This is a genomic window from Mesorhizobium sp. M0571, assembly GCF_040320985.1.
In the GTDB taxonomy this organism is placed as follows: Bacteria; Pseudomonadota; Alphaproteobacteria; order Rhizobiales; family Rhizobiaceae; genus Mesorhizobium.
On sequence record NZ_JAMYQT010000011.1, the window covers coordinates 17,391 to 42,687 of the forward strand.

Genomic DNA, 25,297 nt, shown 5'->3' on the forward strand with positions numbered 1-25,297 from the left:
TTGCGGCCAGCATCAGCTTTCGAAAATCGTACCGCTCTTGGCCGCCCGCGCACGGTCGCGGGCGAACGTGGCGATCGCCGTGTCCTGCACGCCGGTGCCGGTCAGGTCGGCGATGGTGATGTCGCTGTCCGAACGCCGGCCATGCCTTTCGCCGGCGATGATGTGGCCGAGCTCGGTGATCTCGGCATCGGCCGCCATCACGCCCGCCGCGATGGCATGGTGCAGTTCGCCCAGGCGCCGCGTCTGCTTGGCGCTGTCGGCGACGTAGAGATCGGCCATGCGCAGGATCGCCGGCGCGATCTCGTTCTTGTGCTCGGCATCCGACCCCATCGCGGTGATGTGCTGGCCGGCGGAGACGAAGCCGGCCTTGATCAGCGGCTCGGTCGACGGCGTCGTGGTGACGATAATGTCGGCATCGGCCGCTGCCTTTGCCGCGTCGGGCTCGGCGTGAACGATAATGCCCAGCCTTTCGCGCAGCGTATCTGCCGCCGCTTCGGCCTTGGCGGCATCCCTTGCCCAGATGCGGGCCTCGGTGATCGGCCGCACCAGCATCAGCGCCTCGAGCTGCAGTCCGGCCTGAACACCGGCGCCGAAGACCGCAGCGACGGAGGAGTCCGGCCGCGACAGATGCTTGGCGGCGACCGCACCGGCGGCGGCGGTGCGGATGTCGGTGAGATAGCCATTGTCGAGCAGCAGCGCCTCGACCAGACCGGTTTTCGCCGACAGCAGCACCATCATGCCGTTGACGCTGGGCAGGCCGAGCTTCGGATTGTCGAAAAAGCCGGGACTGATCTTGATCGCAAAACCATCGATGCCCGGCACATAGGCGGTCTTGACGTCGACCTCGCCACGATGCTCTGGAATGTCCAGCCGTAGGATCGGCGGCATCGCCACCGGCAAGGTGGCGAGTGCACGAAATGCGTTCTCGACGCAGGCGACGGCATCGAGATCGAGCTTCACGATCTTGCGCAATTCAGCTTCGGTGAGGATCGTCATCCGGCTCATGCTGCGTGCTCCGCAATTGCTTCGCCGCAGATGATCTTGCGGTGCAGTGTCATGTCAATATTGCGGCCGGACAGAACGAGCACCGTCGCGCCGTTCGCTTTGACCTTGCCGGCAAGCACGGCCGCGATGCCGACCGCGCCGGCGCCCTCGACGACCTCGCGCTCCTGCTCATAAGCATGACGAATGCCGGCGGCGATCTCGTCCTCGCTGAGCAGGATCACGCCGTCAAGCAGGTCGCGACACATCGAGAAGGTCAGCCGGTTGTCGAGGCCGATGCCGCCGCCGAGTGAATCGGCCAACGTCGGAAGTTCCTCGACCAACACCGGATGCCCGGCATCGAGGCTTGCCTTCATCGCAGCACCGCGCGCCATCGAAACGCCGACGACCTTCGTTGCCGGGCTGACGCCCTTCACGGCAGCAGCGACGCCAGCCGCCAGCCCGCCGCCTGACAGCGGCACCAACACCAAAGCGGCGTCCGCAACTTGTTCCATGATCTCCAGCCCAAGTGTCCCTTGCCCGGCGACGATCGCAGGATGGTCGAAAGGCGGCAGCATGATCAGCCCCTCTTCCGCGACCAGCCGTTCGACTTCCTGCTGCGCCTCGTCCTGGCTGTTGCCGACGATGCGGATCTCGGCGCCAAGCCGACGGATCTCCTCGAGCTTGTTCTCAGGCACGAGCCGCGACATGCAGATCGTCGCGTGGATGCCTTGCAGTTGAGCGGCATAGGCAAGCGCCCGGCCGTGATTGCCGGTCGAGGCGGCGACTACACCGCGCGCCTTCTCCCCTTGTGTCAGCGAAGCGATAGCATTCGAGGCACCGCGCAACTTGAAGGCGCCGGTGGTCTGCCGATGTTCGAGCTTGAGATAAACAGGCGCGCCCAAGTGATAGGAAAGACTTCGGGAAGTGACGGTCGGCGTACGCTCGACTTTGCCTGCGATGCGCTCGCGCGCGGCGTGGATATCGGAGAGGCTTATCTGGGAAGCGGTCATGGCTCATCAATCAGTTCAACGGCAGCGTCATCAGGCGGCCGAATTCGGCCCGCGGCTCGTCGTCGCCGCAAAGCCGCAGGCAATTCCAGGCCGTCGCCTGGTTGCTGGTGACGACGGGGCGGCCGATGGCTTCCTCCATGCCGACCACTGCTGCCGCCGACCGTAGCGCCGTGCAGGAGACGAACAGCGCGTCGGCTTGCGCATCAGTCGCTTCGCGGGCCAGATCGACCAAGGACTTCGGCGATATCCGCGCCATCTCACGGTCGTCCTCGAAGCCAAGGCAAGTGAAGCTGGCGATCTCGAAACCGTGCGCCGCGAAATAGGCCGCCATCGGCCGGCTGGTCTCGACCGTATAAGGGGTGAGAATGCTGATTGTCCTGGCGCCCAGCGCCTTCAGGCCGCGCACCGCCGCCATCGGCGGCGTGACCACCGGCGCGCCGGGTTTCGCGGCCTGCACCGCCGCCTCGATTTCGGCATCGCCAATCACGACGGAGGCCGAGGTGCAGGAATAGCAGATCGCGTCGAGCGGCTCGTCGGGAAGGATGAGGCCCGCGCCCGCCGTCAGTGACGGCTGCATCTTGCGCAAATTCTCGGGCGTCGTCGGGTTGGCGTAGGGAATACGCGCGACATAGACGCCGATGCGGTCGCTTGCCACCATGCGGCGAAAATCCGGTTCGCTCGTATGGTCGGTGGCAAGGATGATCAGCCCGACCCGCTTTTCCAGCGGACGCGCATCGAGCGCCGGCCGGGCCGAGCGCAGGCGGATATCGGGTGCAGCAATCATCTTTCGATCCGCCCATAGCGGTGTTCCAGCCAGCGCAGCAGCACCACCGAGAACAGGCTGATGACGAGGAAGAAGGCGCCGACCAACGTGATCGGTTCGATATAGCGATAATAGGTGTTGGCGACGCTCTTGGCCTGGTTCATCAGTTCCAGCACGGTGATCGCCGACAGCAGCGGCGTCTCCTTGAACATGGCAATGAAATAATTGGCAAGCGCCGGGATCATCGGCGGAATCGCCTGGGGAATGATGATGTGCGTCCACGTCTGCGTGGCGTTCAGATTGCAGGCCTTGGCCGCTTCCCATTGGCCGCGCGGCACATTATCGATGCCGGCGCGGTAGACCTCGGCCGTGTAGGTGCCGTAATGCAGCCCGAGGCCGATCACGCCCGCCACCAGCGGCGGCAACAGCACGCCGAAATCCGGCAGCACGTAGAAGATGAAATAGAGCTGCACCAACAGCGGCGTGCCACGGATGAACTCGGCAAGGAAACCGACGGTGCGCGACAGAGCCCTGTTCGGCGAACGGCGCGCCAACGCGATGCCCAGCCCCACGACGGCCGCCAGCACCGAGCCGAGCAGCGTCGCCAGGATGGTGATCTTCACCCCCTCGATCAGCGTCGGCAGGATCTGCCGGACAAAATCCCAATCCCATTCCATTATGAGGCCCGATCCATCAGACGCGCACCCCGTCCAGGCCACGCGCCATGCGGCGTTCCAGCGACCGCACGCCCCATGAGATGAGCAGCGCCAGGGCGAAATAGATGACGAGGATGGTGCTGAACGGCACCAGCGTGTTGCCGGTCTGCGAGCGCACCACCTGCGCCTGGAAGGTCAGGTCGGCAAGCGAGATCAGCGAGACGACGGCGGTGGCCTTGAGCAATTCAATGGCGTTGTTGCCGAAGGTCGGCAGCATCACCAAAAGCGCCTGCGGCAGGATGATATGGCGCATGCCTTGCCAGCGGCCGAGATTGAGCGCAGTGCAGGCCTCATATTGTTCGCGGCCGATCGACTTGATGGCGCCACGTACCACTTCCGCTGCATAGGCGCCGACATTGAGGCCCAGCGCCAGCACGCCGGCCTGCAGCGGCGTCAGTGAAATGCCGGCCAAAGGCAGCACGAAATAGGCCCAGAACAGCTGCACGAAGATCGAGGTGCCGCGAAAGAACTCGATATAGGCGGTCGCCAGCGCGCGCAGCACGAAAAACCGCGACAGCCGCCCCAGTCCGGCAAGAAAGGCCATGATCAAGGCCAGCACCGACCCCATCAGCGTCAGCTCGATGGTGACAAGCGCTCCTTGCAATATCAGGCCGAAATAGCCGGACCATTGGGTCATTGGATCGAAAAAGCTCCGCATTGAATATTTGGCAAGGCGTTCGCTTCAGCGTCCTTCTCCCCGTCTACGGGAGAAGATGCCGGCAGGCAGATGAGGGGCAGAGCCAACTTGTCAGAAGCTGGCGTCGCCCCTCATTCGGCCCTTGGGGCCACCTTCTCCCCGCGAACAGGGAGAAGGAAGAGGTGGTTACTTCGCCGAGCAGAGCTTGTCGCGCGTCGTCGACATCGCCGCCGCCGCCGAGAAGCCATAGGGCTCGATGATCTTGGCGAACTCGCCGGACTTCTTCAGCTTCGCCAGTTCGACGTCATAGGCGTCGCGCAGCGCCTCGTCGCCCTTCTTGAATGCCGCGCCGTCGCAATAGACCGGTGCGCCGACCACCGGCGCGACGACTTCGAGGTTCGGATCATTGGCCTTCTTGACCAGGTCGTTGATCGACAGCACCGGCAGCGAATAGGCATCGATGCGGCCGTCCTGCAGCATCTTCAGGCCGCTCTGGCCGTCCGGCACAACGATGACGCGCTCGCGCGGCACGCCGGCGGTGAGCGCCAGCTTCTCTTCGGTGCCGCCGCCCGGCGCGCCGATCGTCGCGCTCGCGTCCTTGGCGACATCCTCATAGCTCTTGAAGCCCTTCGGGTTGCCCTTCTTCACCAGCATCGCCTCGGCGTCGCACAGCACCGGCTCCGAATACACGACCGCCGCGCAACGTTCCGGCTTCATGAACAGGCCGGCGGTGACGACGTCGAAGCGGCCGGCCTGCAGGCCGGGGATCATCGCGCCATATTCCGAGATCGAGGCGACGATATCGTTGACGCCAAGGCGTTTGAAGATTTCACGGGCAACGTCGGGCGCCGCACCCGAAACCTTGCCGTCGGCAGCGACCGCCGTATAGGGCGGCTCGTTGGCGATGGCGACGCGGGCAAAGCCTTGCGCCTTGAGCTGCTCGAGCTTGCTGTCATCGGCCGAGCCGGCCGTCGAGGCGGCCAACACCGCCGTCAGTGCAATACCGGCGACGCCGGCCAAAATGGCAAATTTCTTCATTGTTCCCAACTCCTTGTTTGTCTGTCTTCTTGGTTTGCTTGAGGCGTCGCCGCCTCGCATGGCGGTCAGACCCGATGTCCGGCCGCAATGATCTTCTTCAGGAAGCCTTGCGTGCGCTCCTGTTTGGGATGGCGGAAAATCTCATCGGGCTTGCCCTCCTCGACTATTCTGCCGCGATCGAAGAACAGCACCCGGTCAGCGAAGTCATGGGCGAAACCCATCTCGTGGGTGACCAGCAGCATGGTCATGTCGGTCTCGGCGGCGAGCTTGCGCATGACGTTGAGCACCTCGTCGACAAGTTCCGGGTCGAGCGCCGAGGTGACCTCGTCGAACAGCATGATCTTCGGCGAGAGCGCCAGCGCCCGGGCAATCGCGACGCGCTGCTTCTGTCCGCCGGAAAGCTGCGCCGGCATCGCTTTGGCCTTGTCGACCATGCCGACCATGTCGAGCAGTTCCATCGCCCGCTTCTCGGCGGCGGCCCGCGGCATGCCTTTGGTCAGCATCGGTGCCAGCGTCACATTGTCGATGACGCATTTGTGCGGAAACAGATTGAACAATTGGAAGACCATGCCGATCTTCTGGCGCATCTTTGCCAAATGCCGCTCATCCGCCGTCAACAGCCGGCCGTTACGCTCCATGTGGTACAGCTGCTCGCCGTCGACCTGGATGTGGCCGCTGTCAATGCGCTCGAGCGTCATCAGGATGCGCAGGATCGTCGTTTTGCCCGAACCCGACGGGCCGATCAGCGCCAGCTTCTCGCCGGGCATGACTTGCATCGAGAGGCCGTCCAGCACCTTGAAGGTGCCGAAGCTTTTCGAAATGCCGTCGATCTTGATGATGGGCGCCGACAATGAATTTCCCGTGCTGGAGAAGCTATGCCTTAACGATGCGGATCGCGGCAAATCATGTCAATCAAGAAAATAATATCATGACAATATTTTGGACTCCGCAGAATTCCCCGACAGTTGCTGCCTAGATCGCGAGCAGAAGATGCTCGGGATCGCCGAGCAGAAGCTTGGTGACAACGCCGAGACCGGCACGCAGTTCCCCCTCTGTGGTCGAGCCCAGCGAAATCCGTACGGCAGGATGCCAGGGCATCTGCGAAATGCGAAAGGACGTGCCGGGCGCGATCGCCACGCCCTGCAGGCGAGCCTGGGAAACAAAGCTTTCCTCGCCCCGGTCATCGGGCAGCTGCAGCCAGACATGCAGCCCGTCGCGATGGGCCCGATAATCCACTCCGGCAAGCACCTCGGCGGCGATGGCCAGACGCCGCCGCAAAGCCAGCCGCTGCCATCGGACGAGTTCCATCGCGGTGCCGTCAGTCACCCATTTGGTGGCGATCTCCGCCACCATCGGCGTCGCCATCCAGTTCGAGACCAGGTGGCGGTTGGCGACGGCAGCGACATAACGATCGGGCGCCGCGAGATAGCCGATGCGCAGGCCGGGCACCACGATCTTGGTGAAGCTGGTGACGTAGAGCGTGCGCTCGGGCGCAAACGCTGCGACGGGCGGCGGCCGGTCCTCGACCAGCGGGCCGAGAACGTCGTTTTCGATAATGGCGATGTCATGCCTGCGCGCCACGGCGGCAATCTGTTCGCGCCGGGCGGCGTCCATCAGCGTCGCCGTCGGGTTGATTACCGAGGGCTGCACGAACACCGCGCGGATGTCGGAAAGCCGGCAGGCCTCGTCCAGCGCTTCCGGGATCAGGCCATTGTCGTCGATCGGCAAACCCTCGAGGTTGAAGCCGAGATAGCGGGCGAGCGGGATCAGCGTGTGATGGCCGATCGCTTCGGTGGCGACCGTCGAACCGGGCGGCGCTACGCTCATCAGCGCCACCGTCATCCCGGCCGTGGCGCCGTTGGTCAGGCTGATGTTCTGCGACGACACGTCGAGGCCGCAGAGCCGCAGCCATTCGACACCCACCACGCGGTGGCGCGGGAACACCATGTTCGGCCTGAACGACAGCGCCGAGCTCGACGGCAGGTTTTCGGCGAGCCAGCCCAGCGCCTGCCTCAGCCGCTCCAGATGCATCGGTTCGCAGACCGGCTTCAGGATGGAGAGGTCGATGAGCTCGCCCAGCCGCTCCGGCAGATAGGGTGGCTCCGGCTCCCGGCGCTGCGTCTGCACGAAGCTGCCGCGGCCGACCTCGCCGGACACCAGCCCGCGGCGGATCAGCTCCTCGTAGGCACGGCTGACCGTCTGCACGGAAAGTTTCAGATCGTCGGCCAGCTGCCGGTGCGTCGGCAACCGCACGCCATTGGCCAGGCGCCCGTCATGGATGGCGCGCGCGAACTGGTCGGCGAGCGATTGATAGGCCGGCCGCCGGATAAGAGCGGGATCTGGTCGCCAAAATGTCATGACTTATTAGAGATCGAAATCAGTGCAATTGACAATCGAAATAATGCGCCGTCATGGTGTCCGGAACTAGAAGTGGACGATCATGGCTGCAGCGAAACTCGATCCGATCGATCTGAAAATCCTCGACGCTATCCAGCGCGACGGCCGCATCACCAAGCTGGCGCTGGCCGAGAAAGTCGGCCTGTCGCCGACGCCTTGCTGGACGCGGCTGCGCAAGCTGGAAAAGGCCGGCATTGTCTCCGGCTATCACGCCAGGATCGCCATGCGTGCCATTGCTCCAGTCGCCACCGTGCTGATGGAAGTGACGCTGGCCAGCCACCGCCAGGCCGATTTCGACCGTTTCGAGCGGGTCATCCGCGATGTTCCCGAGATCGTCGCCTGCTGGTCTGTCGGCGGCGGTGTCGACTACCTGCTGAAGGTGATGGCGCGCGACATCGACGCCTATCAGCGGTTGGTCGACACTCTGCTCGAACGCGAGATCGGCATCGACCGCTATTTCACCTACATCGTCACCAAGACGGTGAAGGAGGAGAGTGCCCTGCCGGTCGCCGATCTGCTGCCGGCGTCTTCCTGATACCGAAGCGTCCTCCTGATACCGGAGAGATCGTCTGGCTGGGCAGGGCGATAGAGACAATCTCTCTACGTGCAGGCGCCGAAACAGCCTCTCTGTTTGCGGCGCAGAGCTAGTCTTGCGGCATCACCCGAACCGGGAGCCGATGATGTCCGCACATTTTGCCCGCTCGCAGCGCCATGAAGCGCTTGATCGCCTCGCCGACCGACGGCTGCTGCGTGAGCTCGCCTATGTCGATGGCCACTGGACGGCGAGCGAGACCGCTGAGAGTTTCGAGGTGACCGATCCGGCCACCGGATCCACCGTCGCTTTCGTTGCCGCGCTCGACGTCCGGCAGACGACATCGGCGATTGATGCGGCATCGCGCGCCTTTCCCGCCTGGCGCTCATTGCTGCCGCAGGAACGGTCGAAAATATTGCGCAAATGGTTCGATCTGATTGTCGCCGCCAAAAATGACCTAGCCCTGCTGATGACGCTCGAACAGGGCAAGCCGCTGAAGGAATCACTAGGCGAAATCGACTACGCCGCTTCCTTCGTCGAGTGGTATGCCGAGGAGGCCAAACGCCTCAACGCCGAAAGCGTCACCAGCCATTTGCCGGGCGCCGAGATGATGGTGCGGCGCGAACCGCTCGGCGTCGTCGGCGTCGTCACGCCGTGGAATTTTCCCGCGGCCATGCTGACCCGCAAGGCGGCGGCCGCGCTTGCAGCGGGCTGCACCATCGTCGCGCATCCTTCCTCGGAAACGCCGCTCTCGGCACTGGCGCTGGCCGAACTCGGCGAACGTGCCGGCCTTCCGTCAGGCGTGTTCAACGTCCTCACCGGCAAGGCTTCGAGCATCGTCGGGCGGATGTGCGAAGACCCGCGCGTCCGCGCCATGAGCTTCACCGGCTCGACCGAGATCGGCAGGCTGATTGCCGCGCAGAGTGCGCCGACGATGAAGCGTCTGGTGATGGAGCTTGGCGGCCATGCGCCGCTGATCGTCTTTGCCGATGCCGACCTCGACAAGGCTGTGACCATAGCCATTGACGCCAAATTCGCCACTTCCGGCCAGGACTGTCTCGCCGCCAACCGCATCTATGTCCAGCGCCCGATATATGATCGGTTCTGTGCCGCTTTCGCCAAACGCATCGAGGCGCTGCGGACAGGCAATGGCCTGGTTGATGAAACCGACATCGGACCCTTGATGCACGAACGCGCCGTCAAGAAGGTTGAGGAGCAGGTCGCCGATGCGCTTGCCAAAGGCGCGCGCTGCCTGACAGGCGGCAAGCGCCATTCTACCGGGCCGCTGTTCTATCAGCCGACCCTGCTTGCCGACGTTGGAGACGACGCCCTGATCATGCGTGAGGAAACCTTTGGTCCGGTCGCCGCGGTGACGCCTTTCGACGGCGAAGACGAAGTCGCCGCCCGCGCCAATGCCACCGAATACGGCCTCGTCGCCTATGTCGTGACTGAGAATGGCGGCCGCCAATTGCGCATGGGCCGCGCGCTCGACTACGGCATGGTCGCCATCAACCGCGTCAAGATCACCGGCGCGCCGATCCCCTTCGGCGGCGTCAAGCAGTCCGGCATCGGCCGCGAGGGCTCGCGTCACGGGCTCGAAGCCTTTACCGATCTCAAATATCTCTGCCTCGACGTGGCGTGACGCGCCCGACCTTTTCCTTAGGAGTAAAAAAATGCTCGACCAGTCCAACGAACTCGCCGCCTGGGATCGCGATCACTTCTTCCATCCCTCGACCCATATGGGCACCCACGCGCGGGGTGAATCACCGACCCGCGTGATCGCCGGTGGCGAAGGCGTCACCATCTGGGACAGTAATGGGCGCAAGAGCATCGATGCTTTCGCCGGCCTCTATTGCGTCAATGTCGGCTATGGCCGCCAGAAGATCGCTGACGCCATCGCCGCGCAGGCCAAGAACCTCGCCTATTATCACGCCTATGTCGGGCACGGCACCGAGGCGTCGATCACGCTTTCCAAGATGATCATCGACCGCGCCCCGCAAGGCATGTCGAGGGTTTATTTCGGCCTCTCCGGTTCCGACGCCAACGAAACCAACATCAAGCTGATCTGGTACTACAACAACGTGCTTGGCCGGCCGGAGAAGAAGAAGATCATCTCGCGCTGGCGCGGCTATCACGGCTCCGGCATCATGACCGGATCGCTGACCGGCCTCGACCTGTTCCACAACGCCTTCGACCTGCCGCGTGCGCCGGTCCTGCACACCGAGGCACCTTACTATTTCCGCCGCGCCGACCGCTCGCTGAGCGAAGAGCAGTTTTCGCAATACTGCGCCGACAAGCTCGAGGAGATGATCCTCGCCGAAGGGCCGGAAACGGTCGCCGCCTTCATCGGCGAGCCGATCCTCGGCACCGGCGGCATCGTGCCGCCGCCGGCCGGCTACTGGGAAAAGATCCAGGCGGTGCTGAAGAAATACGACGTGCTGCTGGTCGCCGACGAGGTCGTCACCGGCTTTGGCCGGCTTGGCACTATGTTCGGCTCCGACCATTACGGCATCAGGCCCGACCTGATCACGATCGCCAAGGGCTTGACCTCGGCCTATGCGCCGCTGTCGGGCGTCATCGTCTCCGACAAGGTCTGGCAGGTGCTGGTGCAGGGTTCAGACAAGCTCGGCTCGCTCGGCCATGGCTGGACCTATTCGGCGCATCCGATCTGCGTGGCCGCCGGCGTCGCCAACCTGGAACTGATCGACGAGATGGACCTGGTGCGGAACGCCGGCGAGACCGGCGCCTATTTCCGCGCCGAGCTGACGAAAGCCGTCGGTGGTCACAAAAATGTCGGCGAGGTGCGCGGCGACGGCATGCTGGCGGCAATCGAGTTCGTAGCCGACAAGGACGACCGCGTGTTCTTCGACGCCTCGCAAAAGATCGGACCGCAGATCGCAACCGCCCTTGCGGCAAGCGGCGTCATCGGCCGGGCCATGCCGCAGGGCGACATTCTCGGTTTCGCGCCGCCGCTCTGCCTGACGCGGGAAGAGGCCGATATCGTCGTGTCGAAGACGGCCGACGCGGTGAAGAGCGTGTTTGCAAACATCTGAAGAACCGACATGAATGCCATGACCAAAACCCTCCCCGCCACCATGGCCGCCGTGCTGCTGACCGGCCATGGCGGACCGGAAAAGCTCGTCTACCGCACCGACGTCAAAGTACCCTCGCCCGCCCCGGGCGAAGTGCTGGTCAAGGTCACCGCTTGCGGCATGAACAACACCGACGTCTGGGTGCGCCAGGGCGCCTATGGCACGGAGGAAGATGCCGCCGCGGTGTCGACCTGGCGTCGTCAGGGCAACACGCTGACTTTCCCACGCATCCAGGGTACCGACACGGTCGGCAACATCGTTGCCGTCGGCGACGGCGTTTCGCCGGCTCGCATCGGCGAGCGGGTGATGGTCGACTTCTCTATCTACAACCGCGACGACGATTCACTCGCCGACATCGACTATATGGGCCACGGCCGTGACGGCGGCTATGCCGAATACCAAACCGTGCCGACGGAGAACGCCCATTTCGTCGACACCGATCTGAGCGACGTCGAACTCGCCACCTTCTGCTGCGCCTATCTCACCGGTGAACAGATGCTGGAACGCGCCGCATTGAAAGCCGGCGAGCGGGTGCTGGTCACCGGCGCCTCGGGCGGCGTCGGCTCCGGCATCGTGCAACTGGCGCGGGCGCGCGGCGCCATTCCCTATGCGGTCGTCGGCAAGGGGAAGGAACAGGCCGTGCGAGACATCGGCGCCGAGGCGGTGATCACCCGTGGCGTTGCCGATCTGCCGGCCGCAGTCAACCAGGCGACCGGCGGCCAGCCGATCGACGTCGTCGCCGACCTCGTCGGCGGCGCGATCTTCAACGACCTGCTGCGCATCTTGAGGCCCGAAGGCCGCTACACAACGGCCGGCGCGATTGCCGGCCCGGTCGTGCAGCTCGATCTGCGCACGATGTACCTCAAGCAGTTGCAGCTGCATGGGTCCAGCCAGGGAACGCGGGCGGACTTCCGCCGCATCGTGCGCTACATCGAGGAGCAAAAGATCCGGCCGCTGGTCGGCGGCGTCTACAAGCTCTCCGATTTCCATCGCGCCCAAGCGGATTTCATCGCCAAGGACTTCGTCGGCAAGCTGGTTGTCGTGCCGGATTCGGTAGAGATCGCTGAATAGCCGTTGACCTGATCAGCTCTGTGATCGGACCTGCTTGGCGGCGGCCTCGAGCGATCGTTCAAATGCGTCGATCATTTGGTCGACCTGCGGCTCGGTGATGATCAGCGGCGGGCAGAAAGCCAGCGCGTCGCCCATGTTGCGCGAGATGACGCCGTTCTGCTGCATGAAGGCGTTGACGAGCCCGCCCAGCGCCCCGGCCGTCCCCGGCGCCTTGCTCGCCTTGTCGCCGACCAGTTCGACCGCTGCGACCAGGCCGACACCACGCACCTCGCCGACAAGCGGGTGCGACGCGAGCGTGCGCAGCCGCTTCTGCATATGCGCACCGACCGTGCGCGCGTTGCCGACAAGGTCGCGCTCCTCGATCAGCTTCAGGTTCTCGAGCGCGACCGCTGCCGCAACGGGATGACCGCCGCCGGTGAAGCCGTGGCCGAAGGTGCCGATACGATTGCTTTCGTCGGCGATCGGCTCGAATACCTTCTCGTTGATCAGCAAGGCCGAGATCGGCAAATAGGACGAAGAAATCTGCTTCGACAGCACCATGATGTCGGGCCTGATGCCGAAGGTCTGCGAGCCGAACATCTCACCTGTTCTGCCAAAGCCGCAGATCACCTCGTCGGCGACGAGCAGGATATCGTATTTCGACAGCACCGCCTGGATCTTCTCCCAGTAGCCGGAAGGCGGAACAATGACGCCGCCAGCACCCATGATTGGTTCGCCGAAGAAGGCGGCGATGGTTTCCGGTCCTTCGGCGAGGATCAGCTTTTCCAGCTCGTCGGCAAGCCGCGTCGAAAACAGCTCTTCGCTTTCACCCGGCAGCGCCTCGCGCCAATGGTGCGGCGTCGAGGTGTGCAGCACATTGGCAATCGGCAGGTCAAAGGAAGTGTGGTTGTTGGGCAGTCCGGTCAGGCTTGCCGAGGCGATGGTGACGCCGTGATAGCCCTTCTTGCGGCTGATGATCTTCTTGCGCGCCGGCTGGCCGAGCGCATTCGACCGGTACCAGATCATCTTCATGGCCGTATCGTTGGCCTCGGAGCCGGAATTGGTGAAATACGCCTTGCTCATCGGCACCGGCGCCATCTGCACCAGTCTCTCGGCGAGATCGATCAGCGGCGAATGCGATTTGGAGCCGAAATCGTGATAGTAAGGCAGCTTCGACATTTGCCGTACTGCCGCATCGACCAGCCGCTTCTCCGAAAAACCGACCGCAACGCTCCAGAGCCCCGCCATCGCCTCGATATAGCGGTTGCCGGCACGGTCCTCGACATAGATGCCGTCGCCCTTCTCGATGACGAGCGGCCCCGACTCCTGATGCTTACGCGCATTCGTATAGCCATGCATGTGAAAGCTTATGTCGCGGGCTTCGGGTGAATTCGGTCTTGCGTCCATGACGGCTCCTGTGCTGCACGCGGAACAGTCCTGCCGCCGGTCCGGCTCAGCAGGTCCCCGTGCGTTATGCCGTTTGATGCATCTTTCTCGAACGGTATAGTGTCAAGCGCTTTCGACAGGGCCAGCGGATGGATGGACGCATGCAGAACTTCGGCTTGACCTAACCGTGGACCATGTCGACTGCATTGTCGCCGGCGCCGGCGTTGTTGGCCTGGCGATCGCGCGAGAGATGGCGCAGCGCGGCATCGACACGCTGGTCCTGGAAGCCGAGAGCGCCATCGGCACCGGAACGAGTTCGCGCAATTCCGAGGTCATCCATGCCGGCATCCACTATCCAGTTGGATCGCTGAAGACCCGGTTCTGCGTGGCCGGCCGGGAAAAGCTCTATCGCTACTGCGACGAGCGGGCGATTCCGCATTCGCGCTGCGGCAAGCTCATCGTCGCCACGAATGCCGAACAGGAGCCGGTGCTCGCCTCAATCCGGGCCAATGCACGCGCTTGCGGCGCCGGCGACCTGGTGCGCTTGCGCGAAGCCGAGGCGCATGCGCTGGAGCCCAGCCTTAAGTGCACGGCGGCGCTGCTGTCGCCCGCCACCGGGATCATCGACAGCCACGCTCTGATGCTCGCCTTGCTGGCTGATGCCGAAGCGCACGGGGCGGGACTCAGCCTCAACACCCGCGTCGCCTCCGGACGCATCGAAGCGGGCCGCGTCGTGCTCGACACGGTGGACGCTACCGGCGGCGAGCGCTTCGAGATCGCCACCACGCGCTTCGTCAATGCCGCCGGGCTTGGCGCCACCGCACTTGCCCGCTCGCTTGAAGGGCTAGATCAGCAATTCGTGCCAAGGCTGCGTTACGCCAAGGGCAACTATTTTTCCGTGGCTGGCCAGGCGCCTTTTTCGCGGTTGGTCTATCCGGTGCCCGAACCCGGCGGGCTCGGTGTTCATCTGACGCTCGACCTCGATGGCGTCACCCGCTTCGGGCCGGACGTCGAATGGACCGATCAACTCGACTATCGCGTCGATCCAGCTCGTGGCGAGCGGTTCTATAGCGAGATCCGCAAATACTGGCCGGATCTGGCCGATGACAGCCTGCAGCCCGCCTATAGCGGTATCCGGCCAAAGCTGTCCGGTCCGGGCGAAGCCAATGCCGACTTCGTCATTCAGGACGTGGCGGTGCACGGCGTGGATAGCCTGGTCAATTTGTTCGGCATCGAAAGCCCCGGCCTGACCTCCTGCCTGGCGATTGCCGATCATGTCGCGCAGCGCCTCGCGCCGAAGTTGTAGCGCGTGCCGGCGACACGCGCCATACGGCAACGATCTGCATTAACGAGTATCAAGACGCATTGCGTGAACTTTCAGGCGCAAGTCGCCTATGAGGCACATCGCGCACTTGCAGCCCGCTCCGCGCTCTGATTCCCTGCATTCTGGGCTGTCCTGATTCGCACTGCCCGGTTCAAAGTTTTCGCAGTGCGCCCGGGACAAGCTTCCAGCGACCACTCGGCGTATCCAGGGAGAACGGCAATGAACACCGCGACGAAGCCGGTAATCTCGGAGATGAGGCCCAAGATCACCGTCGTTGGGGTCGGCGGCGGCGGCGGCAACGCCGTCAACAACATGATCGCCGAAGGCCTGCAGGGCGCGGAGTTCATCGTCGCCAACACCGATGCCCAGGCCCTTGCCATGTCGAAGGCAACGAGGCTGATCCAGTTGGGCGCTCATATCACCGAAGGTCTGGGCGCCGGGTCCCTGCCCGAGGTCGGCCGTGCCGCGGCCGTGGAATCCATCGACGAGATCATGGACCACCTTGCTGGAACGCATATGTGCTTCGTGACCGCCGGCATGGGAGGTGGAACCGGAACAGGTGCCGCGCCGGTCATAGCGCAGGCAGCGCGGGCCGCCGGAATACTGACTGTCGCCGTTGTCACCAAGCCATTCGTCTTCGAAGGCAGGCGCCGCATGTACGCTGCCGATGAGGGCATCGAGCGCCTGCGCGAAAGCGCCGATACCGTCATCGTCATTCCCAACCAGAACCTGTTCAGGATCGCCGACGCCAGAACCACGTTCGCCGACGCCTTCGCCATGGCCGACCGGGTCCTCTATGCGGGTGTCGGCTGCATCACCGATCTGATCGTCAAGGAAGGCCTGATCAATCTCGACTTCGCCGATGTAAAGTCGGTGATGCGCGACATGGGCCGCGCCATGATGGGGACCGGCGAGGCCGCCGGAGAAGGCCGCGCCAAGAAGGCGGCGGAAGCGGCAATCGCCAACCCGCTGCTCGACGAAGCTTCGATGATGGGCGCCAAGGGCGTCCTTGTCTCGATATCGGGCGGCATGGACATGACGCTGTTCGAGGTCGACGAGGCGGCTACCCGCATCCGCGAGGAGGTCGACAGCGATGCCGACATCATCGTCGGCGCCATCTTCGACAAGGCACTCGCCGGAAAATTCAGGGTGTCGGTCGTGGCGACCGGCTTGCGGCGTGGCCTAGAGATTCCACTGCTCGCGGAACCGGAAGTTCGCATGAACTAAACCGCGTTATCGCTGCAACTCGCTCGGCTGATTGCCAGCCTCGCGCCACCACGGCCGCGCGCCGTCGATGACTTCCATGGCGCGTGCAGCAAAACGGCGGGCGAGAGGCGCCACATCTGCCGCATTGGTCGCAACCGCGCTGCCGGCCAGCACCCGGTCGGCAATGCCGACGAAAATCACGGCAAAGCGGAACATGGCAAACACCAGATGGAAGCGCTGCAGCGGCGCCGTGGGAACGGCGTGGGCGAAGTAGTGATCGAGGAATTCGCGCTGTGTCGGAATCCCGAGCGCTGCCTGATCGAGACTGAGGATGCCGCCATATTCATCTGCTGAGGAGTGCCAGGGCATCGAGCAGAAGCCGAGATCGGCAAGCGGATGGCCGAGCGTCGACAATTCCCAGTCGAGTATGCCGATTACCTCGGGCCGCTCGGGATGAAAGATGAGATTGCCGAGACGGAAGTCGCCATGCGCGATCGAGACGCGGCCGTCGTCTGGGGGAAGATTTCGCGGCAGCCATTCGGCTACGGCTTCGAGCGCGGCGATGCGGTCGCTCGGCGATTCCCGCAACTGCCTGGTCCAGCGCGCGATCTGCCGTTCAAAATAGTTCCCGGGACGGCCATAGTCGCCCAGCCCGATCTCTTCCGGCCGGACGGCGTGCAGTTTTGCCAGCGCCTCGGCCATGCCGAAATAGATGCCGCGCCGCTCGTCCCGCGCCAGTCCCGGCAACGCGCCATCGTGGAACACCCTGCCGTCGAGCCGCTGCATCAGATAGAACGGCGTGCCGAGCGGCTCGTCGCCGTCATGAAAGAGCACCGGCCGCGGCACCGGCACGTCTGTCGCCGCTAGCGCTTCGATCACCCGGTATTCGCGATCGATGGCATGAGCGCCGCGCAGGATCGGTCCCGAAGGTTTCTTGCGCAGCACCATGCGGCGGCCGCCGTAGTCGACGAAGTAGGTCGGGTTGGATTGGCCGCCGACGATCCGCTCAAGCGCCATCTGACCATCGCCAAAATGCGCTCTCAGAAAATCCTCCAGGCGCGTTGGATCGAAATCCGTTCTCATGCCGGCTCAGCCGTTCTCGCCGCGACCTGTTTCGTCTTGCGTGCCGGCTTCGACATGCCAGCGCCAGAAGCCTGCACCTTCCTCGTTGAGGAAGCGGTTGAGTACCATCTTGTGGACCTCGTCGGCGCCGTCGACCAGGCGAGCCTGGCGGGCATAGCGGTAGATCCATTCAAGCACCGTGTCTTTCGAATAGCCGCGGGCGCCATTGATCTGGATCGCCACGTCGGCGGCATCGTGCAGCACATTGGCGACCTGGATCTTGGCCATCGAAACCTCCTTGCGGGCAAAGCCGCCGCGATCGAGTTCCCAGGCCGCCTTCATCACCAGCAAGCGGCCGATCTCGATGCGCATGGCAAGGTCGCCGAGCATCAGCTGGATGCTCTCCCTGTCGGCCAGAAGCTGCCCGAAACCGGTGCGCTCGGCGGCATAGGCGCGCGCGATCTCGATACAGCGCTTGGCAAGTCCGAGCCAACGCATGCAATGGGTGAGCCGCGCCGGACCGAGCCGGACTTGGGTAACCCTGAGGCCGCTGCCTTCGCCGGCAAGCACGTCCTCGACCGGGACTTCCAGGCCGTCGAATTCCAGCTCGCAATGGCCGCCATGTTCTTCCGGTCCCATGATCTCGATACGCCGCAGGATCCGCCAGCCCGGCTGGTCCTTGTGAAACAGCAAGGCCGAAAGCCCGCGACGCGGATCGTCCGAGGTGCGCGCAACGAGGATGAAATGGCTCGCCTCTTCCGCCCCGGTGATGAACCATTTGCGGCCTTTGACGACATATTTGTCGCCGCGCCGCTCGGCTCTGGTCACGATCATCGACGGATCCGAGCCGCCGCCCGGATGCGGTTCCGTCATTGCGAATGCCGAGCGCACCTTGCCCTCGACGATCGGCTTCAGCCATCTTTGTTTCTGCTCCGGCGTCCCCAGCCTTTCCAGCACCATCATGTTGCCGTCGTCGGGGGCCGCGGAATTGAACACGACCGGACCGAAGATCGAGCGGTTCATCTCTTCGTAGCAGACGGCCATATCCATCTTGGAAAGCCCGGCCCCGCCGGTCTCGGCTTTCAGCTGCAGGCACCACAGGCCGGCCGCTTTCGCCTTGCCCCGCAGCGTTTCGAGCAGCGGCAGCGCGATGTTGCCATGGCCATCATAGGAAGCCTTGTCTGCTTCGAGCGGCAGGATTTCGCGCTCGATGAAGTCGGCGATCCGGCTGCGAAAGGCCTCGGTGCGGACGGGAATGTCGAAATTCATGGCGCTCACAAGGATGAAACGGGGGCCATCGGCTCCGATGGTCAAACCAGCAGTGTAGCCGCCGGCATCGGATGCGAGCAACAGCAGCGCGTCGAACCGTGTCTAGCGCGGTCCAAAGCGCCCGGTTCGATATGGATCGATCCCGGCCGGCGTGCTGCCGATGCCGGTCGAATTGCTACGTCCGCGACAATGCTCAGATCAATTCGATGATAGCGCAACCATAGCCGTCCAGCGTCAGCACTCCGGAGACAGGCCTTTCGCCGTCGAGCAGGTTGCCGCCCGCGGGAACGCCAGTTACCGCAACCGGCGTGTCCTTGATGTTTTGCACGAACAGCAGCCGGCGCTCGTCATTCTCGCGCATCGTGACCTCGACGCCGTCCGGCAGATCCGGAACCAGAGGCTCCACATTCGCGTCCGCGAAAGTGCGGGTCGCGAGCTGAGCTGTCAGTTCCGGAGTCAAGTAGGTGCCGACATAGAGCACACGGCCCTTGCCGACCGCGCGGGAGGTAATTGCAGGCATTCCCTCCGCGTAGCGGTTCGACCAAACCCCGATAATTTCGACATCCGGTTCGACTGCGAGGTTCTCATAGAAATAACCGGCATCGAACTCGTGATTGCCGACGGAAAAACGACGGATACGGCGGCTGGATTCGGCCGGTCTGTCGGGGGGAATGACGAGCCCCCCGGAGCGCGACATGGTGTTGAACAGGCCGTTGGCCCCAGGTGCCGCCAAACGTCCGAAATCCTCGACGCGAACGCCGGTCAGCTTCGACAACGACCGACCTGGCGCCGTTTCGCGGATGACGTGGTTGTTTTCGTCGCGGGTTCCGGTGCGCGCGCCGATGATGACGGTGCCACCATTTTCGGCAAAGACTTGCAGCCGCTCGGTCCAGCGGTCCTTCCAGATCACCCAGTGCGGCACGTAGAACACCCTGAGCTTCGACAGATCGTCTTCCGGGTGGATGAAGCCGCAGGCGATGCCGCGGTCATAGCAATACTGATGCAGTAAGGTTGCGTCGTCCTGCGGACTCGGCAGGCCGATGGGGAAGGTCTTGTGGGCTTCCTGATTATCGAAGTCCGAGCCGGCGATGCCGACATCCATCCGCACATAGGTGCCCAGGATCTTGTCTTTCAGCGCCGTCATCTCGGTGGCGAACTGCCTGGCTTCGTCATAGCGCTGGCGAGCGACATCATCGTGGTCGATGATGCCCATCCAGTATATCTCGGCGCCGAAATGCGCGGGACGCCAGCGGAAGAACATGATGCCATCGGCGCCACGCGCAACCGACGACATCGCCATGCGTCGCATTTCGCCCGGCTCCGGCGTCAGCGTGCAGAAGCCCGGCTGGGCGCCAAAACCCGACTGTTGTTCCGGCACTATGTAGTTGCCGGAAAATCCCCGGCAGATGTCGAGATGCAGCGCCTGGATCTTGGCGTGATTGCCGAGGCGAAAGAACTCGTCATAGAGGAACGGATAGATGTCGTAGCCGACGAAGTCGAGATCGGTGGAGAATTGGCCGCGAAAGTCGATGTCGCGCAATCCGCCAAGATTGTGGAAGATGAACCAACCGGCATTCGCGGCTCTCAGGATCTCGACCTGGTCGTGCTGGAACCGTGCCGTCGAGAAGGCGAGAAAACGGTGGTAGTCCTGGAGGTGACCGGGACCCGGAAAGGACGGTGAGAATTCCAGCGGGAAGACAATTTCGCTGAAATCGCCGTAAGCCGTTGCCCAGAAGTCGCCACCCCAGACGAAGTTCAGCCTTTCTATCGTCTTGTAAGTTTCTCGCAGATAAGCCTGGAATTCCTTCAATGCCGACGGCGAATAGGATTCCGGCATGCTGGTGTTGAGTTCGTTGTCGGTCTGCCAGCCAATGACATTTGCATTGTCGCGGTAGTGGTCCGCCATCGCCTTGGTGATCTTGCGGCTATAGTCGCGAAACACCGGGCTGCTGGTGTCGGCATACTGGCGCGAGCCGTGGCTCATCGACCGGCCATTTCCATCAAGTCGCAGGATTTCCGGGTGCTTTGCGGTCAGCCAGCGCGGCGGGGTGGCGGTCGGCGTGCACAAGATCGTCTTGACGCCGTGACGCGCGAGGCCCTCGATTGCCCGGTCGAACAGGTCGAAATCGAAGGTGCCTTCACGCGGTTCGAAAATGTGCCAGGCGAATTCGCCGAGGCGGGCGACGTTGAAGCCGGCCTCGGCCATGCGCCTGGCGTCATTGTCCCAGTAACTCTCGTCCACATGCTCGGGGTAATGCGGCACGCCGACCAGAAAACGGTCGGTCTGGATCGTGCGCCAGACCGATAGGGGGCGGCCGTTTGAAGTCTTGTTCACGAAGGATGCTCCTGCAGATCAGTCGGCGATGGTGGGTTTGCGGGCGCTGATGGCCCGCTCATCGACAGAGGAAAAGAGATAGACGTCACGCGGCTCGACCTTGAAGCCGACGCTCGCATCGGCAGAGAGGGCGCTCGCATGGCCGATCTGGACGGTGACGTTGCCGCTGCCGCTTTCGGAACTGACGCATTGCAGCGGGCCGGCGTCGGCATAGAGGATGGTCTCGCGGCCGAGATGCTCGACCAGCCGCACCCGTCCTGCAAAGCTCGCTGTCTCTTTCGTGACCAAACTGATGCTCTCCGGCCGGATCCCCATCGTCACCCTGTCGCCGACCTGTACGGATGCCGCTTCCGTCAGTTCGACAGTCAAGGGAGAGAGACCGGCGGTCGACAGCGTGGCGCCGCCGCTGGAGACAGCGGCGACGGTCACTTCGAAAAAATTCATCTGGGGTGCGCCGAGGAAGCCCGCGACGAAAAGATTGGCCGGATTGCGGTAGAGTTCGAGCGGAGCGCCCACCTGCTCGACCGAGCCGCGATTGAGCACGACGATACGGCTCGCCATTGTCATCGCCTCGGTCTGATCGTGCGTGACATAGACCATGGTGGCGCCGAGCCTGGCGTGAAGATCGGAAAGCTCGACGCGCATCTGCGTGCGCAGCGCGGCGTCGAGATTGGAAAGTGGTTCGTCGAACAGGAACACGTCGGGCGAGCGGGTGATGGCGCGGCCGATGGCGACACGCTGACGCTGGCCGCCGGAAAGCTGTTTCGGCCGCTTGTCGAGTTGGTCGGTGATGCGAAGGATCTTGGCGGCTCGCAGCACGGCGGCGTCGATCTCGGCCTTGGGGCGATGCGCCATGCGCAGCCCGAAACCCATGTTCTCGGCGACCGTCATATGCGGATAAAGCGCATAGGACTGGAAGACCATGGCAATGCCGCGCTCACCCGGCTCGGTGCAGGTGACATCGCGGCCGTTGATGAGAATTTCACCGGACGAGACGGTTTCAAGCCCGGCAATGATCTTCAACAGCGTTGACTTGCCACAGCCGGAGGGCCCGACGGTGACGATGAACTCGCCCTGTTCGACACTGAGATCGATGCGGCGCAGCGCGTGATAGGTTCCATAGTTCTTTTGTATCTGCCGGAGTTCAAGACTGGTCATGGAGCCCTGCTTGCGAAATCGGTTTCAGATCGGGCGATGCCCTAAAGCCATGGCTGTTCATCCCTTGACCGCTCCCATGGTGAGGCCGGTGATGAAGTGCTTCTGCATGAGGAAGAACATGACGACCGGTGGCAAAGCCACGACGATGGTTCCAGCCGAGATCAGGTTCCAGGCCGAGACCCATTCGCCGCGCAGATTGGCGAGGCCGGCGGTGACCGGCTTGACGGTATCGCTGATGGTGAGCACCACCGCCCAGAAATAATCGTTCCAGATGAAGGTGAAGAGCAGGATGGCCAGCGCCGCGAGAGCCGGCCGCACCAGCGGGACCACGACATGTACTAATGTCTGAAACGGTGTCGCACCTTCCGCCCTGGCGGCCTGAAACAGTTCTCCCGGCAGGGCAGCAATGAAGTTGCGCATGAACAGTGTCGCAAACCCGGTCTGGAAGGCGATGTGGAAGATGATCAGGGCCGCCATCGTGTCATAGAGATTGAGCCGCACCATGAGATCGCGAACCGGGATCATCATGATCTGGTGCGGCAGGAAGTTTCCGCCGACGAACAGGGCGAAGACGAGCATGTTGCCGCGAAATCGGTAGCGGGCGAGCACGAAGCCGGCGAGCGTGCTCAAGATGAGAACGCCGATCACCGAGGGGATGGTGATGGTCAGGCTGTTAAGGAAGTAGCGGGCCATCGGCGTCTGGGTGAAGACCGCTGTATAGTTGTCGACCAGGCCGAATTGCGTCGGCCAGCCCCACAGATTGCCGCCCATGACATCCTGCGTAGAGCGGAACGAGGTGAGAATGATGGCAAAAAGCGGTGCCAACCAGACAATCAGGATGCCGATCACCAGCACGACATAGAGGCGACGCTGCCAAATAGCAGTTTCGGGAATCGGGCGAGGAAACATCAGCCGCCCCTTTCATCGGCACGGATCATCCGCGTCAGGTACCAGGCGATGAAGACTGCCATGATCACGAACAGCACCGAGGCAATGGCCGCGCCATAGCCGAAGCGGTAGGAAAAGATCGATTGCTCGAACATCTGGTAGGCAAGCACCTCGGACGAACCGAAGGGGCCGCCGCTGGTCATCACCGAGACCATGTCGAAGGAACGCAGTGCGCCGACGACGGTGACGGCGATGGCGATAAAGGTGACCTGCGTCAGCTGCGGCAACACGATGTGGCGCAGCATGTTCCAGCCCCTGGCGCCGTCGACCCGCCCGGCGCCGATCAGGTCTTCGCTGAGATTGTTGAGGCCGGCGAGATAGAGCACCATGCAGAAGGCGATCTGCGGCCATAACGCTGCGATCACGACGGCGAAGGTGACGAAATTTTCATCCGACAGCACTGCCGGGGCGGTCGCGCCGAAGGTACGGAAGATCAGGGCGAGAAGCCCGAATTCCGGCGTATAGACCCAGGTGAAGACAACGCCGACGGCAACCGAAGCCAGCACCAACGGAATGAAGAACAGCGATTTGAGGAGGCGCATGCCGCGGATTTTCTGGTTGACGAGCAGCGCGATGGCGAGGCCGAGCGGCGGCGCCAGCATGAACATCACCAACCAGATCAGATTGTTCTTCAGCGAAACATAGAACTGTGGATCGGCGAACAATTCGCGGTAGTTGCCAAGGCCGATCCAGACCATCGGGCTGAAGCCGTCCCATTCGTGCAGACTGATCCATAGGCTCTCGACCGCAGAGGCCAGAATGACGACGGAAAACAGCACAGCGGCTGGCAGGATCAGAAGTGTCGGTGTCAGCCACCAGCGATGGCGGCGCCAAAGCTTCGTCATTTTGGGAGACCTCATTCACCGGAAGCATCGGGGAGCGGGGGCACGAACCCCGCTCCCCTCCGCTGGGAGCGCTAGATCTTGAAGATCCGGCGACGAGTTCCCTCGAGACGCTGAAGAATGGCATCCCGGCGCTCCGGCTTGGCCATGAATTCCTGGAAACCGACCAGACCCGCCTGGGCCATGTCGGGATCGGTATCGCGGTCGTAATATTGCGACGTGCCGGCCACCGTCTTCAGGCTTTCCACAGCCGCGTTGACCAGCGGGTCCTTGCTGGCTGGAAGGTCGTTGCGCGGCGGAACGTTGCCGCCAGGTTCCAGATAGAGGCCGAAATTTTCCGGCTGGTAGAAGAAGGCGAGGAACTCGCGGGCACCCGCCTTGTTCTTGGCGTTGGCCGGGATGTGGACCGAATTGACCGAGAATTCTTCGTAGCGGTCGAGGGCGCCGTCAATCTTCGGGAAAGGGGCGAATGTCAGCTGCTCGAGATCCTGCTCAGGGAAAGTAGCCTTCACGAAGGCGCCGAGGTTCATCATGCCGGCCTTCTTCTGGGCGAGGAAGGCGCCGGCCTCCTGCCAGCCGAACGACGTTTGATCCGGCGTGAAGAAACCCTGCTTGATCAGCTCTTCCCAGTGGTCGAAAACAGGCTTCAGCGCCGGGTCGGTATAGGCCATCTTGCCGTTCATCAAGGCAAAGTGCTTGTCGAGACCATTGATACGCAGGTTCATCTGGTCGAACCATCCGGCCGCCGGCCAGAGTTCCTTGGTGCCGATGCTGACGGGGATTAGGCCTGCGGCCTTGGACTTCTGGCCGTAAGCCAGGAATTCGTCCCAGGTCGCCGGTACCGTAAGTCCGTGCTCGGCAAAGACGTCCTTGCGATAGAACATGCCCCACATCGTGCCGCCGGTCGGCAGTCCATACTGCTTGCCGTCGACCGTGACGGCACCGGTGGTAGCACCCAGCACGTCCTTGTACTTTTCCTTCTCGAACAGATCCGAAATGTCGTCGAACAGGCCGCGGTTGACGAAGGCACGCATGCGGTTTCCGGAGAACCAGAAGCAGACATCCGGCGCGCCGGCCACAAGGTAGTTGCGGATCGCGGTCTTGTGGGCCTCGTGATCCATGTTGTTGATCACAACCTTAGTGCCGGACTGCTTCTCGAAATCGGCCGCGATGCGCCGCAGAATCTGCAGCGCATCGGCATTGTTTTCGTCTGAAATGATGGTGACTTCGCTCGACTGGCTGAGTGCCGGCATCGGGAAGTCCGCAAGCGCTGCGGCAGAAATGCCGCCGGCTCCCTTCAGGAAATTGCGCCGCGTCGACGGCTTTTCAATCCACTTGAACGTCATTGTCACTCCTCCCTTTTGTCAATTCTCGGCCGGCACTCCGGCAGGCGCGGTCGTTCTCCTCAACGGCGCTTTGCGAACCCGACAACTCATCTCCCGGGCAAGACAACATGCTTGCCCGCTCCTTCAGAGCGCGATGACGTTGCCGGGGTATGAACCGGATTAATTTCGCTGACCCCGGTTCGGGTGTTGAACAGTTGGGCAA

Annotated in this window: 22 protein-coding genes; 6 read left to right on the forward strand and 16 right to left on the reverse strand. The window is 63.1% G+C overall.

The window, feature by feature from the left end; genetic code table 11:
- Positions 1 to 12: 12 nt before the first annotated feature.
- The 8 genes from NKI85_RS15000 to ehuR all read right to left on the reverse strand — a co-directional run bounded on the left by NKI85_RS15000 (position 13) and on the right by ehuR (position 7,506).
- On the reverse strand, positions 13 to 1,005 hold the full coding sequence (locus NKI85_RS15000; RefSeq protein WP_352524919.1) for a cyclodeaminase: 993 nt from the start codon (positions 1,003 to 1,005) through the stop codon (positions 13 to 15).
- Positions 1,002 to 1,994, reverse strand: a complete 993-nt coding sequence (gene eutB / locus NKI85_RS15005) for a hydroxyectoine utilization dehydratase EutB (RefSeq protein WP_352776911.1) — start codon at positions 1,992 to 1,994, stop codon at positions 1,002 to 1,004. The genes NKI85_RS15000 and eutB overlap by 4 nt, the downstream gene beginning before the upstream one ends.
- A gap of 10 nt (positions 1,995 to 2,004) precedes the next feature.
- Positions 2,005 to 2,778, reverse strand: coding sequence for an ectoine utilization protein EutA (gene eutA / locus NKI85_RS15010; RefSeq protein ID WP_352524917.1), 774 nt, complete (start codon positions 2,776 to 2,778; stop codon positions 2,005 to 2,007).
- Positions 2,775 to 3,434, reverse strand: coding sequence for an ectoine/hydroxyectoine ABC transporter permease subunit EhuD (gene ehuD / locus NKI85_RS15015; protein WP_352524916.1), 660 nt, complete (start codon positions 3,432 to 3,434; stop codon positions 2,775 to 2,777). Before ehuD ends, eutA begins: the two co-directional genes overlap by 4 nt.
- Before the next feature lie 16 nt (positions 3,435 to 3,450).
- The gene (gene ehuC / locus NKI85_RS15020; RefSeq protein ID WP_352524915.1) at positions 3,451 to 4,110 is read right to left on the reverse strand and encodes an ectoine/hydroxyectoine ABC transporter permease subunit EhuC; all 660 of its coding nucleotides are present in this window, start codon (positions 4,108 to 4,110) and stop codon (positions 3,451 to 3,453) included.
- A gap of 186 nt (positions 4,111 to 4,296) precedes the next feature.
- Positions 4,297 to 5,148 (reverse strand): ectoine/hydroxyectoine ABC transporter substrate-binding protein EhuB, encoded by an 852-nt coding sequence (gene ehuB, locus NKI85_RS15025; RefSeq protein WP_352524913.1) that lies wholly within the window; start codon positions 5,146 to 5,148, stop codon positions 4,297 to 4,299.
- 65 nt (positions 5,149 to 5,213) lie between these two features.
- Positions 5,214 to 5,999, reverse strand: a complete 786-nt coding sequence (ehuA, locus tag NKI85_RS15030; protein WP_352524912.1) for an ectoine/hydroxyectoine ABC transporter ATP-binding protein EhuA — start codon at positions 5,997 to 5,999, stop codon at positions 5,214 to 5,216.
- 121 nt (positions 6,000 to 6,120) lie between these two features.
- The gene (gene ehuR / locus NKI85_RS15035) at positions 6,121 to 7,506 is read right to left on the reverse strand and encodes a MocR-like ectoine utilization transcription factor EhuR (RefSeq protein WP_352524910.1); all 1,386 of its coding nucleotides are present in this window, start codon (positions 7,504 to 7,506) and stop codon (positions 6,121 to 6,123) included.
- Between the two features lie 82 nt (positions 7,507 to 7,588).
- Between ehuR and NKI85_RS15040 the strand changes: the two genes are divergently transcribed.
- The 4 genes from NKI85_RS15040 to NKI85_RS15055 all read left to right on the forward strand — a co-directional run bounded on the left by NKI85_RS15040 (position 7,589) and on the right by NKI85_RS15055 (position 12,240).
- A complete protein-coding gene (locus tag NKI85_RS15040) occupies positions 7,589 to 8,080 on the forward strand; it encodes an Lrp/AsnC family transcriptional regulator (protein WP_352524909.1) in 492 nt (163 codons plus the stop codon).
- 145 nt (positions 8,081 to 8,225) lie between these two features.
- Entirely contained in the window at positions 8,226 to 9,719 is a 1,494-nt protein-coding gene (locus NKI85_RS15045) for an NAD-dependent succinate-semialdehyde dehydrogenase (protein WP_352524975.1), read from the forward strand.
- A gap of 31 nt (positions 9,720 to 9,750) precedes the next feature.
- A complete protein-coding gene (locus NKI85_RS15050) occupies positions 9,751 to 11,130 on the forward strand; it encodes an aspartate aminotransferase family protein (RefSeq protein WP_352776912.1) in 1,380 nt (459 codons plus the stop codon).
- Positions 11,131 to 11,139: 9 nt separating this feature from the next.
- Positions 11,140 to 12,240, forward strand: a complete 1,101-nt coding sequence (locus NKI85_RS15055) for an alcohol dehydrogenase family protein (protein WP_352524907.1) — start codon at positions 11,140 to 11,142, stop codon at positions 12,238 to 12,240.
- Positions 12,241 to 12,252: 12 nt separating this feature from the next.
- Here the strand turns inward: NKI85_RS15055 and NKI85_RS15060 are convergent, their stop codons facing one another.
- Positions 12,253 to 13,626 carry an aspartate aminotransferase family protein gene (locus NKI85_RS15060; protein ID WP_352524906.1) on the reverse strand — a complete coding sequence of 458 codons (1,374 nt, stop codon included), beginning with the start codon at positions 13,624 to 13,626 and terminating at the stop codon, positions 12,253 to 12,255.
- Between the two features lie 166 nt (positions 13,627 to 13,792).
- Between NKI85_RS15060 and NKI85_RS15065 the strand changes: the two genes are divergently transcribed.
- Both NKI85_RS15065 and ftsZ read left to right on the forward strand, forming a co-directional pair.
- Complete coding sequence (locus NKI85_RS15065; protein WP_352524905.1) at positions 13,793 to 14,911, forward strand: NAD(P)/FAD-dependent oxidoreductase; 1,119 nt, start codon at positions 13,793 to 13,795, stop codon at positions 14,909 to 14,911.
- A gap of 237 nt (positions 14,912 to 15,148) precedes the next feature.
- Complete coding sequence (gene ftsZ / locus NKI85_RS15070; RefSeq protein ID WP_352524904.1) at positions 15,149 to 16,156, forward strand: cell division protein FtsZ; 1,008 nt, start codon at positions 15,149 to 15,151, stop codon at positions 16,154 to 16,156.
- A 6-nt stretch (positions 16,157 to 16,162) separates the two neighbouring features.
- Here the strand turns inward: ftsZ and NKI85_RS15075 are convergent, their stop codons facing one another.
- From NKI85_RS15075 to NKI85_RS15105, 7 genes are all read right to left on the reverse strand, one after another.
- The gene (locus tag NKI85_RS15075; RefSeq protein ID WP_352776913.1) at positions 16,163 to 17,218 is read right to left on the reverse strand and encodes a phosphotransferase family protein; all 1,056 of its coding nucleotides are present in this window, start codon (positions 17,216 to 17,218) and stop codon (positions 16,163 to 16,165) included.
- A 6-nt stretch (positions 17,219 to 17,224) separates the two neighbouring features.
- Positions 17,225 to 18,466: an acyl-CoA dehydrogenase family protein gene (locus tag NKI85_RS15080; RefSeq protein ID WP_352524973.1), complete on the reverse strand. Its 1,242-nt coding sequence runs from the start codon at positions 18,464 to 18,466 to the stop codon at positions 17,225 to 17,227.
- Positions 18,467 to 18,659: 193 nt separating this feature from the next.
- Positions 18,660 to 20,801, reverse strand: a complete 2,142-nt coding sequence (locus NKI85_RS15085) for a beta-galactosidase (protein WP_352524901.1) — start codon at positions 20,799 to 20,801, stop codon at positions 18,660 to 18,662.
- Between the two features lie 18 nt (positions 20,802 to 20,819).
- A complete protein-coding gene (locus NKI85_RS15090) occupies positions 20,820 to 21,959 on the reverse strand; it encodes an ABC transporter ATP-binding protein (protein ID WP_352776914.1) in 1,140 nt (379 codons plus the stop codon).
- Between the two features lie 57 nt (positions 21,960 to 22,016).
- Positions 22,017 to 22,868, reverse strand: coding sequence for a carbohydrate ABC transporter permease (locus NKI85_RS15095; RefSeq protein ID WP_352524899.1), 852 nt, complete (start codon positions 22,866 to 22,868; stop codon positions 22,017 to 22,019).
- On the reverse strand, positions 22,868 to 23,752 hold the full coding sequence (locus NKI85_RS15100; RefSeq protein WP_023677182.1) for a carbohydrate ABC transporter permease: 885 nt from the start codon (positions 23,750 to 23,752) through the stop codon (positions 22,868 to 22,870). Before NKI85_RS15100 ends, NKI85_RS15095 begins: the two co-directional genes overlap by 1 nt.
- A gap of 71 nt (positions 23,753 to 23,823) precedes the next feature.
- On the reverse strand, positions 23,824 to 25,095 hold the full coding sequence (locus tag NKI85_RS15105) for an ABC transporter substrate-binding protein (RefSeq protein WP_352524897.1): 1,272 nt from the start codon (positions 25,093 to 25,095) through the stop codon (positions 23,824 to 23,826).
- Between the last annotated feature and the right edge of the window lie 202 nt (positions 25,096 to 25,297).

Bases quoted from the DNA above. Each gene is read 5' to 3' on its own strand.
- NKI85_RS15055 (WP_352524907.1), top strand. From the start codon at position 11,140: ATGAATGCCATGACCAAAACCCTCCCCGCCACCATGGCCGCCGTGCTG.
- NKI85_RS15075 (WP_352776913.1), bottom strand. From the start codon at position 17,218: ATGAGAACGGATTTCGATCCAACGCGCCTGGAGGATTTTCTGAGAGCG.
- NKI85_RS15060 (WP_352524906.1), bottom strand. From the start codon at position 13,626: ATGGACGCAAGACCGAATTCACCCGAAGCCCGCGACATAAGCTTTCAC.
- eutA (WP_352524917.1), bottom strand. From the start codon at position 2,778: ATGATTGCTGCACCCGATATCCGCCTGCGCTCGGCCCGGCCGGCGCTC.
- NKI85_RS15050 (WP_352776912.1), top strand. From the start codon at position 9,751: ATGCTCGACCAGTCCAACGAACTCGCCGCCTGGGATCGCGATCACTTC.
- ehuC (WP_352524915.1), bottom strand. From the start codon at position 4,110: ATGACCCAATGGTCCGGCTATTTCGGCCTGATATTGCAAGGAGCGCTT.
- ehuR (WP_352524910.1), bottom strand. From the start codon at position 7,506: ATGACATTTTGGCGACCAGATCCCGCTCTTATCCGGCGGCCGGCCTAT.
- NKI85_RS15095 (WP_352524899.1), bottom strand. From the start codon at position 22,868: ATGTTTCCTCGCCCGATTCCCGAAACTGCTATTTGGCAGCGTCGCCTC.
- NKI85_RS15100 (WP_023677182.1), bottom strand. From the start codon at position 23,752: ATGACGAAGCTTTGGCGCCGCCATCGCTGGTGGCTGACACCGACACTT.
- eutB (WP_352776911.1), bottom strand. From the start codon at position 1,994: ATGACCGCTTCCCAGATAAGCCTCTCCGATATCCACGCCGCGCGCGAG.
- ehuB (WP_352524913.1), bottom strand. From the start codon at position 5,148: ATGAAGAAATTTGCCATTTTGGCCGGCGTCGCCGGTATTGCACTGACG.
- NKI85_RS15000 (WP_352524919.1), bottom strand. From the start codon at position 1,005: ATGAGCCGGATGACGATCCTCACCGAAGCTGAATTGCGCAAGATCGTG.
- NKI85_RS15105 (WP_352524897.1), bottom strand. From the start codon at position 25,095: ATGACGTTCAAGTGGATTGAAAAGCCGTCGACGCGGCGCAATTTCCTG.
- ftsZ (WP_352524904.1), top strand. From the start codon at position 15,149: ATGAACACCGCGACGAAGCCGGTAATCTCGGAGATGAGGCCCAAGATC.
- NKI85_RS15090 (WP_352776914.1), bottom strand. From the start codon at position 21,959: ATGACCAGTCTTGAACTCCGGCAGATACAAAAGAACTATGGAACCTAT.
- NKI85_RS15040 (WP_352524909.1), top strand. From the start codon at position 7,589: ATGGCTGCAGCGAAACTCGATCCGATCGATCTGAAAATCCTCGACGCT.
- NKI85_RS15080 (WP_352524973.1), bottom strand. From the start codon at position 18,466: ATGAATTTCGACATTCCCGTCCGCACCGAGGCCTTTCGCAGCCGGATC.
- NKI85_RS15045 (WP_352524975.1), top strand. From the start codon at position 8,226: ATGTCCGCACATTTTGCCCGCTCGCAGCGCCATGAAGCGCTTGATCGC.
- ehuD (WP_352524916.1), bottom strand. From the start codon at position 3,434: ATGGAATGGGATTGGGATTTTGTCCGGCAGATCCTGCCGACGCTGATC.